General features: G+C 70.3%; 10 protein-coding genes and 4 pseudogenes. 11 read left to right on the forward strand and 3 right to left on the reverse strand.

The features are described from left to right. The first annotated feature begins 24 nt into the window (after window positions 1–24). The 3 genes and pseudogenes from QQK35_RS17710 to QQK35_RS17720 all read left to right on the forward strand — a co-directional run bounded on the left by QQK35_RS17710 (window position 25) and on the right by QQK35_RS17720 (window position 4,659). Window positions 25–1,362, forward strand: coding sequence for a glutamine synthetase family protein (locus QQK35_RS17710; RefSeq protein ID WP_284255327.1), 1,338 nt, complete (start codon window positions 25–27; stop codon window positions 1,360–1,362). Between the two features lie 67 nt (window positions 1,363–1,429). Continuing rightward, a pseudogene (locus QQK35_RS17715) lies at window positions 1,430–4,270 on the forward strand (bifunctional [glutamine synthetase] adenylyltransferase/[glutamine synthetase]-adenylyl-L-tyrosine phosphorylase). Then, entirely contained in the window at window positions 4,267–4,659 is a 393-nt protein-coding gene (locus QQK35_RS17720; protein ID WP_284255328.1) for a PNPOx family protein, read from the forward strand. Before QQK35_RS17715 ends, QQK35_RS17720 begins: the two are co-directional and overlap by 4 nt. 39 nt (window positions 4,660–4,698) lie before the next feature. Here the strand turns inward: QQK35_RS17720 and QQK35_RS17725 are convergent, their stop codons facing one another. Both QQK35_RS17725 and QQK35_RS17730 read right to left on the reverse strand, forming a co-directional pair. After that, entirely contained in the window at window positions 4,699–4,821 is a 123-nt protein-coding gene (locus QQK35_RS17725) for a hypothetical protein (RefSeq protein WP_284255329.1), read from the reverse strand. 145 nt (window positions 4,822–4,966) lie between these two features. Beyond that, a complete protein-coding gene (locus QQK35_RS17730; protein WP_284255331.1) occupies window positions 4,967–5,521 on the reverse strand; it encodes a LysR substrate-binding domain-containing protein in 555 nt (184 codons plus the stop codon). A 34-nt stretch (window positions 5,522–5,555) separates the two neighbouring features. On the opposite strand from QQK35_RS17730, the gene QQK35_RS17735 reads away from it, so the two are divergent. Beyond that, window positions 5,556–5,990: a DUF5997 family protein gene (locus QQK35_RS17735; RefSeq protein WP_284255332.1), complete on the forward strand. Its 435-nt coding sequence runs from the start codon at window positions 5,556–5,558 to the stop codon at window positions 5,988–5,990. Between the two features lie 6 nt (window positions 5,991–5,996). On the opposite strand, the pseudogene QQK35_RS20665 reads toward QQK35_RS17735, so the two are convergent. After that, window positions 5,997–6,862, reverse strand: a pseudogene (locus tag QQK35_RS20665) (alpha/beta hydrolase). Window positions 6,863–6,945: 83 nt separating this feature from the next. On the opposite strand from QQK35_RS20665, the pseudogene QQK35_RS17745 reads away from it, so the two are divergent. The 7 genes and pseudogenes from QQK35_RS17745 to QQK35_RS17775 all read left to right on the forward strand — a co-directional run. Next, window positions 6,946–7,554: pseudogene (locus QQK35_RS17745) on the forward strand (LacI family DNA-binding transcriptional regulator); the annotation flags it as partial. Further along, window positions 7,518–7,937: a substrate-binding domain-containing protein gene (locus QQK35_RS17750; RefSeq protein ID WP_284255333.1), complete on the forward strand. Its 420-nt coding sequence runs from the start codon at window positions 7,518–7,520 to the stop codon at window positions 7,935–7,937. The pseudogene QQK35_RS17745 and the gene QQK35_RS17750, both read left to right, overlap by 37 nt. 248 nt (window positions 7,938–8,185) lie before the next feature. Beyond that, window positions 8,186–9,376 carry an ABC transporter substrate-binding protein gene (locus QQK35_RS17755; protein WP_284255334.1) on the forward strand — a complete coding sequence of 397 codons (1,191 nt, stop codon included), beginning with the start codon at window positions 8,186–8,188 and terminating at the stop codon, window positions 9,374–9,376. 29 nt (window positions 9,377–9,405) lie between these two features. Continuing rightward, window positions 9,406–9,531 carry a hypothetical protein gene (locus tag QQK35_RS17760; protein ID WP_284255336.1) on the forward strand — a complete coding sequence of 42 codons (126 nt, stop codon included), beginning with the start codon at window positions 9,406–9,408 and terminating at the stop codon, window positions 9,529–9,531. 76 nt (window positions 9,532–9,607) lie between these two features. Beyond that, a complete protein-coding gene (locus QQK35_RS17765) occupies window positions 9,608–10,561 on the forward strand; it encodes a carbohydrate ABC transporter permease (protein ID WP_284255337.1) in 954 nt (317 codons plus the stop codon). Further along, the gene (locus QQK35_RS17770) at window positions 10,558–11,382 is read left to right on the forward strand and encodes a carbohydrate ABC transporter permease (RefSeq protein ID WP_284255338.1); all 825 of its coding nucleotides are present in this window, start codon (window positions 10,558–10,560) and stop codon (window positions 11,380–11,382) included. The genes QQK35_RS17765 and QQK35_RS17770 overlap by 4 nt, the downstream gene beginning before the upstream one ends. A gap of 15 nt (window positions 11,383–11,397) precedes the next feature. Further along, window positions 11,398–13,663, forward strand: a pseudogene (locus QQK35_RS17775) (family 78 glycoside hydrolase catalytic domain); the annotation flags it as partial. Window positions 13,664–13,678 lie beyond the last annotated feature (15 nt).

Genomic DNA, 13,678 nt, shown 5'->3' on the forward strand with positions numbered 1-13,678 from the left:
GGCGGCGGCGCAGGAAAGGACACTGTGGACAAGCAGCGTGACTTCGTCCTCCGCACGATCGAGGAGCGCGGCGTCAAGTTCGTGCGGCTGTGGTTCACCGACGTCGTGGGCACGCTCAAGTCGGTCGCGCTCGCCCCCGCCGAGGTGGAGGGCGCCTTCAGCGAGGGCGTCGGATTCGACGGCTCGGCGATCGAGGGTCTCGCGCGCTCGTCCGAGGCGGACGTGCTCGCCCATCCGGACCCGACGACCTTCCAGATCCTGCCCTGGCGCGGCGAGATCGACCCGACGGCCCGCATGTTCTGCGACATCACGACGCCCGACGGCCAGCCGGCGGTCGCCGACCCGCGCAACGTGCTGAAGCGCGCGCTCGCGAAGGCGAACGACCGCGGCTTCACGTTCTACACGCATCCCGAGATCGAGTTCTACCTGCTCAAGTCGTCGGAGCTCGTCGATGGGCAGCCGGTGCCGGTCGACAAGGCGGGCTACTTCGACAACGTGCCGGGCGGCACCGCGCACGACTTCCGTCGTCGTGCGGTCCGGATGCTGGAGGACCTCTCGATCTCGGTCGAGTTCAGCCACCACGAGGGCGGACCGGGGCAGAACGAGATCGACCTGCGCTACGCGGACGCGCTGACGATGGCCGACAACATCATGACCTTCCGCACGGTGGTCAAGGAGGTCGCGATCGAGCAGGGCTCCTACGCCACGTTCATGCCCAAGCCGTTCACCGACCATCCGGGCTCCGGCATGCACACCCACCTCTCGCTGTTCGAGGGCGACGTCAACGCGTTCTACGACGCCGGAGGCCAGTACCAGCTCTCGGCGATCGGCCGCCAGTTCGTGGCCGGCCTGCTGCGGCACGCGCCCGAGGTGACGGCGGTGACGAACCAGTTCGTGAACTCGTACAAGCGACTGTGGGGCGGCGACGAGGCTCCGAGCTACATCACGTGGGGCCACAACAACCGCTCGGCGCTCGTGCGGGTGCCGCTGTACAAGCCCGGCAAGGGCAACAGCGCGCGCGTCGAGTACCGCGGGCTGGACTCCGCCGTGAACCCGTACCTCGGCTTCGCGCTGCTGCTCGCGGCGGGCCTGAAGGGCATCGAGGAGGGCTACGAGCTGCCGCCGGAGGCCGAAGGCGACGTGTGGAGCCTCACGAGCGCCGAGCGGCGCGCCCTCGGCTACGACCGGCTCCCGGGCTCACTGGACGAGGCGCTGCGGCTCATGGAGCACAGCGAACTGGTGGCCGAGACCCTCGGCGAGCAGGTCTTCGAATACGTGCTGCTCAACAAGAGGCGGGAGTGGAACGATTACCGCTCGCGGGTGACCCCGTTCGAGCTCGAGAGCAACCTCGAGATCCTGTGAGCCCCGAAACCTCGTGAGCCGATCGGCGTCGACCCTCACCGACCTCGCGCGGCTCGGCTTCGCGGGACTGGGGGAGGCGTCCGGGCGGCTCGAGCACATCCCGGAGGAGCTCGATCCGGCGAGGCTCGTGCCGCTGTTCGCGCTCGCCGCGGACCCCGATCAGGCGCTGCGGCTGCTGCTCGGCCTGCTCGAGTCGGCCCCGACGGAGACGGCGGCGGTGCTGGCGGACGCGACGGACGGCGAGTCGGGGTCGGCGGCCTCTCTCGTACGGGTGCTCGGCGCGTCGGAGGGGCTCGCGGCGTTCCTGGGACGGCATCCGGAGCACCTGGACGCCCTGTGCCGGCCGATCACCGATCCGGGTGAGCCGGCCCCGATCGAGGCCTCCGGCACGGGGAGCGGGCCTGGAATGCGCTGCGCGTCGCGTACCGGCGCGAGCTGCTGCGGCTCGCGGCGTGGGACCTCGCGCAACCCGATCCCGCGGCCGTCGTCGACCGCGTGGCGTCGGCTCTCGCGGATCTCGCGGGCGCCGCCCTCGACGCGTCGCTCGCCGCGGCGCGGGCGGCGTCCGGCGACGACGGCACGCCGCTCGCGATCATCGGCATGGGCAAGTCCGGTGCGCGGGAGCTCAACTACCTGAGCGACGTCGACGTCATCTTCGTGACCGAGGGCGACGACGAGGCGGTCGCGCGGGCGACGAAGCTGGCGCGCGACACGATGCGCGGCATCCAGGAAGCGGCGCTCGAGCCGGGCCTGTGGGAGGTGGACGCCAACCTGCGCCCCGAGGGCAAGGACGGCGCGCTGGTGCGCACGCTCGAGTCGCACCTGGCGTACTACGAGCGCTGGGCCAAGTCGTGGGAGTTCCAGGCGCTGCTGAAGGCGCGGCCGCTCGCCGGGAACCGGCAGCTCGGGGAGCGCTACGTCGCCGGGGTCGCGCCCATGGTCTGGGCGGTGTCGACCCACGAGGGGTTCGTCGAGTCGGTGCAGGCGATGCGCGAGCGGGTGACGGCGCACATCCCGGCCGACGAGGTCGACGTGCAGCTGAAGCTCGGTCCGGGAGGGCTGCGCGACGTGGAGTTCACGATCCAGCTGCTGCAGCTCGTGCACGGGCATGCCGATGCGGGGTGCGGCAGCGCTCGACCCTCGAAGCGCTCGCCGCCCTCGCCGAGCACGGCTACATCGGCCGGGTCGAGGCGGCCGAATTCGCGAGCGACTACCGGTTCCTGCGCACGCTGGAGCACCGGCTGCAACTGTCGCGGCTGCGCCGCACCCACCTCATGCCCCGCGAGGAGGACGCGCTGCGGGTGCTCGCCCGGGCGAGTGCGCTGGCCACGACCGCCGACGGCCTGCTCGAGGCGTGGCAGCGGGTCAAGCACGAGGTGCGGGGCCTGCACGAGCGGCTGTTCTACCGGCCGCTGCTCTCGGCGGTGGCGGCGCTGCCGGAGGACGGGTACGCGCTGACGAGCGCGCAGGCGGAGGCGCGGCTGGCGGCGATCGGCTTCCAGGACCCGGCGGGGGCGCTGCGGCACATCGCGGCCCTGACGAGCGGCGTCTCGCGCCGGGCGCAGATCCAGCGCACGCTGCTGCCCGTCATGCTGCAGTGGCTCTCGGACGGGGCGGACCCCGACTACGGCCTGCTCGCGTTCCGGCGGCTGAGCGACGACCTGGGCGAGGCGTACTGGTTCCTTCGGATGCTGCGCGACTCGTCGGGTGCCGCGAAGCGGCTGACCGAGGTTCTCTCCGGGTCGCGGTTCGTGGGCGGGCTGCTGGAACGGATCCCGGAGGCCGCCGAGTGGCTGGAGAACGACGCGGAGCTGCGGCCGAGGTCGCTCGCGGCGCTGCTGGATGAGACCAACGCGACGGTCGCGCGGCACGCGGACGACGCGGACGGGGCGGCGAGTGCGTTGCGCACGGCGCGGCGACGCGAGGTGCTGCGGATGGCGCTGGCCGGCATCCTGGGCCTCATCACGGTCGAGGAGCTGGGCGTCGCTCTCGCCGACATCACGAGCGCGCTGCTGCAGGGGGTGCTGTCGCTCGTGCATCGACCGGGCGACGGGATCGAGTTCGGCGTGATCGCGATGGGCCGGTACGGCGGAGCCGAGCTGGGCTTCGGCAGCGACGCCGACGTGATGTACGTGTACCGGTCGGCCGGCGCGGACGACGACCGGGCGCAGCGCACCGCGGAGCAGATCGTGAAGGAGCTCAACCGGCTCACCGAGGACCTGCGGCTGCCGCTCGACCTGGACATCGGGCTGCGCCCGGAGGGCCGCAACGGCGCGGTCGTGCGCTCCCTCGAGTCGTATCGCGCCTACTACGCGCGCTGGTCGCTCACCTGGGAGGCGCAGGCGCTGCTGCGGGCGCGGGGGCGGCGGGGGATGCCGGCCTGCTGGCTGCGTTCACGGAGCTGGCCGACGAGATCCGCTACCCGCGCGTGCTGTCGGTCGCCGACGCGCGCGAGGTGCGGCGGATCAAGGCGCGCGTCGAGGCGGAGCGGCTGCCGCAGGGTGCCGATCCGTCGCGGCACGTGAAGCTCGGGCGAGGGTCGCTGAGCGATGTCGAGTGGTTCGTCCAGCTGCTGCAACTGCAGCACGCCGCCTCGTTGCCGGCGCTGCGCACGACATCCACCCTGCACGCGCTCGCGGCCGCGGCCGAGGCGGGCCTCGTGCCGGCTCCGGACGCCGAGCGTCTGCGCGCTGCGTGGCTCATCGCCTCGCGCGCCCGGTCCGCGATGACGCTGTGGACGGTGAAGACGGCGGATGTGCTGCCCACCGACCGCCGCGCCCTCGACGGCGTCGCCCGCCTGCTGGAGTACCCGCCCGGCAGCGCCTCGCAGCTCGAGGAGGACTACCTCCGAGCCACCCGGCTCGCGCGGCAGGTGTTCGAGCGCGGCTTCTACGGGGAGCAGTCGTGAGTCTGCGCAGCGGCTTCTTCACGGTGCTCAAGCACACGATCAACCCGATCGCGCTGCGGGCGGCCCGCAGCGGACGCGGTCCGTTCTCGCTCGTCCGGCACGTGGGCCGAACGACCGGCACGGTCTTCGAGACGCCGCTGATCCTCGCCGAGGTGCCGCAGGGTTTCGTCGCCGAGCTCACCTACGGCGAGAACGTGTCGTGGTACCGGAATGTCGTCGCGGCGCACGGGCGGTGCACGATCATCCGGGGCGGTGCCACCTTCGCGATCGACCGGATGGACCGGCTGGAGACGGCGGCGGGGATGAGGGCGTTCGGCGCTCCGCGCAACCTCATCCTGCGCCTGCTGCGGCGGCGCGAATTCCGCCTGCTGCACGTCGCGGGACGCTGAGAACGCGTCGCGGCATGGCCCACGGGTCGCAGTGGCGCGTCAGCCGGCCTCGGGATCGCGACCCGGCATCCACTCGGCGATCTCACGACGCCATTCGGGCGCCTCGAACGGATCGGCGAAGTACTGGGTTTCGTGCACGACACGGTCGCGGTCGAACTCCATGATGGAGACGGAGAAGGTCGGTGCGCCGTCGTAGCTGATGATGCATTCGGTGACCCAGAGGTGACCGGTGCCCTGAATGCGCAGTACCTGGAAACGGCGGGCGGCCGGATGGCCACCGCGCTGTGACCTCCCGTGGTGGTGCGAGCTAGCGTGAGCTGTGCGCGGTGCGCCCGCGCACGATGCCGATGAAGGTGTCGGCGAGCGGATGCGCGGAAGCCGTGGGCCAGACGAGCGAGATGCCGGTGTCCGGTGCGTCGCGCAGCGGGCGGGCGACGACGTCCTTGCGCGAGAGGGCTCGCGCGACCGACTGGGGCAGGATCGCGACGCCGACGTTCGCCGCCACCAGGTCGACGGCCGGTGCGCCGTCGCCTCGCGCAAGGTCCACGTCGAGCAGGTTCTCGCCCGGCAGATCGGCGAGGTCGACCTCGCCGAGGCTCGCCACGAGCGATCCGCGCGGCGCGATCACGACCGGCCGCTCCCGGTACAGCGAGATGGCGTGCCGTCGATCATCGGCGACGATGTCGCGGAGGAAGGCCATCTGCACGGCGCCCTCGTCGAGTGCGGAGAGGGCGGCATCCTGAACCAGCGGCCGGAGCTCGAGCCGTCCGCCCGGACGCCGTTCGCGCCAGATCCGCTCCCACTTGCCCGGCGTCACGCCCGGCACGAACGCGACGACGAGCACCCTCGCGTCGGCCGCCATGCGCTCAGGCTAGCCGCGGCCCGTACGCTCGGGGGTGACCGACATCCCGCGCGAGGACCGCCGCCAGCAGCCGAAGCCGCGGCAGCAGCAATTGCTGAAGCCCGAGACCGCCGCCCAGAAGCTCGGTGTCTACCTGCCGGCGACCCCGGAGGCATTCCGCGCGGCGCCGATCTCCCGGGACGCGCTGCAGGCGCTGCAGGCCGACCCGCCGGAGTGGCTCGTCACCCTGCGTCGCGAGGGACCGCATACCCGCTCCGAGACGGCGCGCCGGCTCGGCGTCTCGAACTCGGCCCTCGCGCGCTCGGGCGTGAGCGACGCGATGACGACGGCCGAGATCCGGGCGCTGCTGGACGAGCGACCGGATTGGCTCATCGCCGAACGTGACAAGCACGCGCCCGGCACGGGAGTCGTCCCGGGCACCGCGATCGGCGAGCGCCCCGCACGAGGGGGAACCGACTCGCGCGGATGAGCCGGCTCAGGAGTGCGCGTCCAGCCACCTGCTGAAGCGGTCGAGGGTCGTCAGCGCCGCCGGCTCGTCGGGCTGGTTGAGGTGACCGTGACGCACCCCGGGCTCGACGATGTACTCGTGCTCGATGCCATGCGCCGAGAGCAGCTCGGCGTATGCCTGGGCCGACGGGCGCAGCCCGTCGATCTCGCTCGCCACGATCATCACCGGGGGCAGGCCGTCCGGTGCGACCACGCCGGGAATCGCGGCGGCCGGAGCCCGGTCGAGCGGCTCGCGGATGAACCGCGTGTACATGGCCGTGACGTAGTCGGGCTCGCTGCGCTGGCCGGCAGGAAGCTGCTCGAGCAGCGCAGCGAGCGCTGCGGACGGCGCCGGTTGCACGGCGTGCAGGGTGGGGTAGGCCAGGACGATGGTGTCCGGCGGCCGCGTGGCGCCCGCGACAGGGTCGCCGTCGCGCAGACGAAGCGCGGCGCCGAGCGCGAGGTTGCCGCCGGCGCTGGCGCCTCCGAGGTGTGCAGAGCGGGGGCGCCGAGCTCGGCCGCGTTCCGGCGCAGCCAGGCCCAGGCGATCAGGACGTCGTCGGACGGGGCGGGGAAGCGCACGGTGTCCGTGGCCAGACGATAGTCGGCCGTCACGACGAGGTGGCCGCGCGCGGCGAGCGTCGTGGCGACCCAGTCGGCCTCCGGCATCCGGAGGTCGCCTCCCGAGAAGCCGCCGCCGTGCAGCCACAGCAGCGCGTCGCCCCGGGGCCGATCGGGACGGTAGATCCTCACCGGGACGCCCGAGGCGTCGATCTGGGTGACGGGGCTCACGCGGGTCCGCCTTTCCGGAATTGGGGAGGGCGCGCCCTTCGAGAGCCGAAGCGCAACCGACATTGAACCGTTTCATCGTAAAATAGGATCGGACGTGGGCTCGTGTCAAATGCGACCCGAGGAAAGGTGCGGACGTGGCTGGTTCGGTGGGGATTCGTGACGTCGCCGCACGCGCAGGTGTCTCCATCGGCACGGTCTCGAACGTCCTGAACAAGCCGGACCTGGTCTCCGAGGAGACCCTGATCAAGGTGCAGCGGGTCATCGACGAGCTCGGTTTCGTGCGCAACGACCTCGCACGCCAGCTGAAGATGGGTGGGGGCACGACGTTCGGGATGATCGTCCTGAATGTGGCGAACCCGTTCTTCGCGGAGCTGGCCCACGCGAGCGAGACGGCCGCCGAGCAACTCGGGTGCACGGTCGTGCTCGGCAGCAGCGACCAGCTTCCTCGACGTGAGGAGCGCTACATCGACCTCTTCGAGGAGCAGCGCGTGCGCGGCATGCTGATCGCCCCGCTCGATGGGCCGACGGCGCGCATCCGTCGCCTTCGCGAGCGAGGCACCCCGCTCGTGCTCTTCTCGAACCATCGCGACACCGGCGACTTCTGCACGGTCGCGATGGACGGCGACGCGGGTGGCTACCTCGCCGTGTCGCACCTCGTGGAGCAGGGCCGGCGCCACATCGCCTTCCTCGGCGGTCCTCTGCACCAGGTGCAGGACCGGTGGACCGGCGCGATGCGCGCCTGCGCCGAGACCTCCGGGGTCAAGCTGAGCCATATCGACACCGCCGACCAGACAATCGCCGACGGGCGAGCCGCGGGGAGCGGCTGGCCGGACTGTCGGAGGATCGGCCCGACGCCGTCTTCGCGGCGAACGATCTGCTTGCGCTCGGGTTGATGCAATCGCTCGTCCGGGCGGGCGTGCGACTTCCGCACGACATCGCGATCGTCGGCTACGACGACATCGACTACGCAGCGTCCGCGATCGTGCCGCTCTCCACGATCCGGCAGCCGAAGAGAGACCTTGCCCGGGAGGCGGTCCGGCTCGTGCTCGACGAGGCGACGGATAAGGCCGGACACCGGCACGAGCATCTCCAACTGCCTCCCGAGCTGGTCGTCCGCGAGAGTTCGCAGCCCGCCTGAAGGGGGTGGGTCGGAATGACCCGGGAGATTTGAAACGTCTTATGACGGCAAGGAACGTTCCAGTTCTGACCGTTGTGAGACGCGTTGCCCGGCCCCCGGGGCCCCGGAATACGGGGAATCTTGCGCCGCGCTTGACACACGTCCTCGCCCTGCTCAGAATATGAAAGGTTTCAATACCGGCATGAGGAGCTTCTTGCGGCCGGCATCGGCACCAACCCCGCACCATTCATCGAGGAAGGAAGTGGACAATGACGTCACGCACATCACGGGTCCGCCGCACATGGATCGCGGTCGCCGCGGCGGTCGCGGTGGTTCCGATGCTCGCCGCCTGCGGAGGCAACGCCGCCGCCACCGGCTCCGCAGGTGAGATCGACGGCAGCACCATCGTGCTGCAGACGGTGAACTCGCTCCAGCCGCAGTTCCAGCAGTACGCGGACGCGTACACGAAGAAATTCCCCCAGCGCAAGGTCGAGGTGCGCGCGACCACCGATGACGGCGCGAAGTACGCCCAGCAGTTGGCCACGGCGCGCATCAGCGGCAAGCTGCCCGACGTCTTCTTCAACGTCGACTACCTCGCCGACACTCTGGCGAAGGCCAACGTCCCGCTCGACCTCGCTCCCGGCATCAAGGACGGCAAGCTCGGCTCCCTGAAGCTCGACGACTTCGTGGCACCGTTCGTCGGGCAGTACCGGCCGATCAATCATCCCGATCAAGTGACCGGTCTGCCGGTCAGTGCCGATTCGGTCGGGCTCTTCTACGACAAGACGCTCTTCGACAAGTACGGCGTCACCGAGTATCCGAAGTCGGACTGGACCTGGGACGACATGATGCGCGTGGCGAAGGAGATCCAGGCCAAGAGCGGCGGCAAGGTGTACGGCATCAAGGCGCCGCTCACCGACGGCAGCAATCAGCTCGTCTTCGGCCCGGTGCTCAGGGCCTTCGGTGCCGACGTCTACAACGGCAAGACGGGCAAGTCGGACATCGGCAGCGCCGACGCCGTGAAGGGGTGGAAGCTCCTGATCAGCATGTACGGCACGTCGTCGAACCCCTACTCGGCCAACCCGAACGACGCATCGCTCGGATTCGGTGCGGGCAACGTCGCGATGGGCATCGGCTCGAGAGCGGGCATCCCCGGGCTCCAGAAGACCGTGAAGGATGACTGGAACGTGCAGACGATGCCGACGATCAACGGCAAGTCGACCGCGGGCGGCGGGTCCTACGGGCTCTCGATCTCGCAGACGAGCAAGAACCAGGATGCCGCCTGGGCCTTCCTGAAGTGGTTCTACAGCAAGGACGGCATGGCGGTGGCCCAGAAGGTCGGCGGCGTGATCCCCCGACCAACGACGGCATCGACCACGGCACCTGGAAGGACACGGGCGGCAAGCCGCCGTCGAACATCGCGATCTTCGGCGCGTCCGCCCGTACCGCCGCCCTGCTGACGCCGATGCCCGGGTCCTCCGGAAGCGTGATGACGCAGGCGACCGTGAAGGCGACGCAGGAGGTCGTGTTGCAGCACGTGCCGGCTGAGAAGGCCTTCCGGGAGGCTCAGGACACCGTCAACGCCCAGCTGGCGAAGGACACGAAGAACAAGTAGGCCGGGAACACCGGGACCGCGGTGCGAGCAGCGCCGCGGTCCCTCCCCGTCCGCGAGACGACGACGGAGTCACCGGATGACGACATCCAGCACCACGCCGCGGGCAGCGGTGTCCCGTGGTTCGAGGGCGGGGCGATCATCCGGTCGGCGGCGCACGACGCGGGTCGACACGGTCACCGCGACGGCCTTCCTCACCCCGGCGATGATCGGCTTCATCCTGTTCGTGATCATCCCCGCGCTCGGCGGACTCGCTCTGTCCTTCTTCGAATGGGATCTGTTCAGTCCGCCCCGGTTCGTCGGCCTCGACAACGTCGTGCGGTTGTTCACGGATCCGGACATGTGGCAGGCGCTCGGGGTCACCGGGCTCTTCGTCGTCATGGGCGTGATCCCGACGGTCGTGATCGGATTCCTCCTCGCCGTTCTGATCAACGCGAGACTGCCCGGCGTGTCGGTGCTGCGGGTGTTCTACTTCGCGCCGATGATCGCCTCCGCCGCTGTCGCGTCGGTGATCTGGGCGGCGCTGTACGACCCGCGCTACGGCCTCGTGAACCAGGTGCTCAGCTGGTTCGGCGTGGACGGGCCGGCTTGGCTCTCCGACACCACCTGGGCACGCCCGGCGCTGGTGATCATGATGATCTGGGGCGCGCTGCCGATCGTGATCATCCTCTACCTCGGCGGGTTGCAGCGCGTGTCCGACGACATCTACGCGGCGGCCTCGCTCGACGGAGCGGGCGCCTGGCGTCAGCTGTGGTCGATGACCTGGCCGAACGTGTGGCCGACGACGCTGCTCGTGACCGTCCTCCAGGCCGTGGGATTCGTCAGCGGATCCTTCGAGGTCTCGCTGATCATGACGAACGGCGGCCCGCTGGGCACGACGCAGAGCCTCGCCCTCTACGCCTACAAGGTCGCGTTCTCCGATCGCGACATCGGCTACGCCAGCGCTCTCTCGCTGTTCCAGCTCGTGCTGATGGGCGCGATCGTGGTGCTCGTGCGGGCATTGATCCGGATTCGAAAGGCGTCCTCGCGATGAGGTCCACCCTCCGCAACGTCGTGCGCTACCTCGCCATCCTCGTCGGCGCCTTCGTGCTGGCGCTTCCGTTGCTTTTCATGGTCTCCGGATCGTTGAAGTCGGCGACCGAGATCAACACCTTCCCGCCCCGGCTGCTGCCCGCGACGCCGATCTGGCAGAACTTCGCCGACGCCTGGACCTACCTGACCGCCGGCGTGATCGCGAACTCGTTCGTCTTCGCTCTCGGGATCGTCGGGCTGCAGCTGATCATCTCGCTGCCCGCGGCATTCGCACTCGCGAAGATCCCGTTCAAATGGACCGCGGCGGTCATGGCATCGCTCATCGTGCCGATGTTCATCCCGGGCAACCTGACGTTGATTCCCCTGTTCATCGTCACCTTCCAGCTCGGCTGGCTGAACTCGTTCGCGGGGTTGATCATCCCGATGGCGGCGCAGTGCGCCTTCGCGGTGCTGCTGTTCCGTCAGTTCTTCGCGAGCCTGCCGGGCGGGCTGATCGAGGCGGCGCGCATCGACGGCGCCAGCTGGGGGCGAGTCCTGTGGTCGATCGGGATCCCGCTGTCGCGTCCGGCGCTCGCGACGTTCTGCTCGGTGAGCTTCCTGACGGCGTGGAACATGTACATCTGGCCGCAGGTGGTGGCGCCGGATCCCGAGCACCGCGTGCTGAATGTCGCACTCGCCCCGTTGGCCGGGGGCGAGAACTCGCTGATCCCGCCATCGGTCGGCCTCGCCGGTGCCGTGATCGCCATGGTGCCGGTGCTGATCGTGTTCATCGTGTTCCAGAAGTGGTACATCAAGGGCGTCGCGGGGACGGGGCTGGAGTAGGTGACCATCGACGAGATGGCCGCCCGGGCCGCTGCCGGGGCGGGGGAGGAGACGGGCAGCGTCTCCGAGGCGCGCATCGACGAGATCCGTTGCGAGTATGAGACGGAGGCGCTCGGCATCGGCGTCGCGTCGCCGCGGCTGAGCTGGACGATCGGCACCGAGGACGCCGGTTTCGAGTTCGACCGCTACGAGATCGAACTCGCTCGCGACGACGGATCTCACGAGTCGGCGATCGTCGAGTCGCGCGACCAGGTGCTCGTGCCGTGGCCGTTCGCGCCGCTGCGCTCTCGCGAGCGTGTCTCGGTGAACGTACGGGTCGGCCGCGGCGATGGGTGGACGGCGCCGAGCCGGACCCTCGTGATCGAGGCCGGTCTGCTCGAGCCCGCGGACTGGAGCGCGGACCTCGTCAGCCCCGCGTCCCTGGGCGATCTCGACGACGGAGCACCGATCGTCTTCCGCGACGTGGAGGTCGACGAACGGCCCGTCCGGGCGCGGCTCTACGTCACCGCCCTCGGGCTGTACGAGTTCTCGATCAACGGGCAGCGGGTGGGCGAGGACATCCTGACCCCGGGGTGGACCGCGTACCAGCATCGGCTGCGCTACCAGACCTACGACGTGACCGAGCTCGTGACGACGGGCGCCGTCGCGCTTCGCGCCGTCCTCGGCAACGGCTGGTATCGCGGCCAGCTCGTCTGGCCGGGCAATCGATCCAGCTATGGCGACCGTCTGGCCCTGCTGGCGCAGCTCGAGCTGACGTTCGCGGATGGAACGACCACGACGATCGGCACGGACGCGGACTGGCACGCCTGCCGAAGCGGCATCCTCCGAGACGACCTGTATGACGGCCAGTCGACGGATCGCCGGATCCGCGACGATGCCGCGTGTCGGCGAAGCGAGCCGGTCGAGGTCCTCCCGCCGTACGGTGGCGCTCTCGTCGCCCGTACCGGCCCGCCCGTCCGCATCACCCAGACCCTGCCGGCGACGCGGATCCTCACCGCTCCCAGCGGCGCGCTCATCGCCGATTTCGGACAGAACCTCGTCGGCTGGGTGCGGCTGCGGGTGCGCAACGCGTCGCCGGGCGAGCGCGTGACCATCCGACATGCGGAGGTGCTCGAGCACGGCGAACTGGGCACGCGGCCCCTGCGCAGCGCCAAGGCGACGAACGAGTACCTCCTCGCGGGAGACGCGGAGGAGACGCTCCAGCCCACGTTCACCTTCAGCGGGTTCCGCTATGCCGAGATCTCCGGCGTTCCCGATCTGCGCGCGGAGGACGTCGACGCCCTCGTGATCGGCTCGGACCTGGAGCGCACGGGATGGTTCGTGTCGTCCGACCCGGACCTCAATCGACTGCACGAGAACGTCGTGTGGAGCATGCGCGGCAACTTCCTCGATCTGCCCACCGATTGCCCGCAACGGGATGAGCGGCTGGGCTGGACCGGCGACATCCAGGTGTTCGCCCCGACGGCCGCATTCCTCCTCGACGTCTCCGGCTTCCTCGCCGGGTGGCTGCGCGACCTGGCCGCCGAGCAGAAGCCGGACGGGGAGTGCCCTACGTGATCCCCGATGTCCTGCGCGAACCCGATCCGGGCGCGGCGGGATGGAGCGATGCCGCGACGCTCGTGCCGGACGCCCTGTATCGCGCCTACGGCGACCGCGCGCTTCTCTCGGATCAGTACTCCTCGATGCGCGCGTGGGTCGAGAAGGCCACCCGGCTGGCGGGCGACGATCACCTGTGGAACACCGGTTTCCAGTTCGGGGACTGGCTCGACCCCACCGCTCCGCCGGAGGACGCGGGTGCGGCGCAGGCCGACAAGTACGTGGTCGCGAGCGCCTACTACGTCCGCTCGCTGCGCGCGGTGCGCGACGCGGCGGGCGTCCTCGGGATCCCGGACGATGCGGAGCGCTACGACGCGCTCGAGCGCCTTGCGGTGGCGGCCTTCAATCGCGAGTACGTGAGCGCCGATGGTCGCATCCGCAGCGACTGCCAGACCGTCTACGCGCTCGCGCTCTGCTGGCAGCTGCTGGACTCGGAGCGCAACGGGCCGGCGCGGCCGATCGGCTCGCGGAGCTGGTCGTCGAGGCCGACCACCGGGTCAGCACCGGGTTCGTCGGCACCCCTCTGATCCTGGACGCGCTCACGATCGCCGGCCGCACCGATCTCGCGTACGCGATGCTGCTGCAGCGCGAGTGCCCGTCGTGGCTGTACGCGGTGGCGATGGGTGCGACCACGATCTGGGAGCGGTGGGATTCCATGCTGCCCGACGGCGCGATCAACCCCGGGTCGATGACCTCGTTC

It is taken from the genome of Pseudolysinimonas kribbensis (genome assembly GCF_030161895.1).
Lineage (GTDB): Bacteria > Actinomycetota > Actinomycetes > Actinomycetales > Microbacteriaceae > Pseudolysinimonas > Pseudolysinimonas kribbensis.

Bases quoted from the DNA above. Each gene is read 5' to 3' on its own strand.
- QQK35_RS17725 (WP_284255329.1), bottom strand. From the start codon at position 4,821: ATGGAGTTCGACCGCGACCGTGTCGTGCACGAAACCCAGTACTTCGCC.
- QQK35_RS17730 (WP_284255331.1), bottom strand. From the start codon at position 5,521: ATGGCGGCCGACGCGAGGGTGCTCGTCGTCGCGTTCGTGCCGGGCGTG.
- QQK35_RS17755 (WP_284255334.1), top strand. From the start codon at position 8,186: ATGACGTCACGCACATCACGGGTCCGCCGCACATGGATCGCGGTCGCC.
- QQK35_RS17760 (WP_284255336.1), top strand. From the start codon at position 9,406: ATGACGCAGGCGACCGTGAAGGCGACGCAGGAGGTCGTGTTGCAGCAC.
- QQK35_RS17765 (WP_284255337.1), top strand. From the start codon at position 9,608: ATGACGACATCCAGCACCACGCCGCGGGCAGCGGTGTCCCGTGGTTCG.
- QQK35_RS17770 (WP_284255338.1), top strand. From the start codon at position 10,558: ATGAGGTCCACCCTCCGCAACGTCGTGCGCTACCTCGCCATCCTCGTC.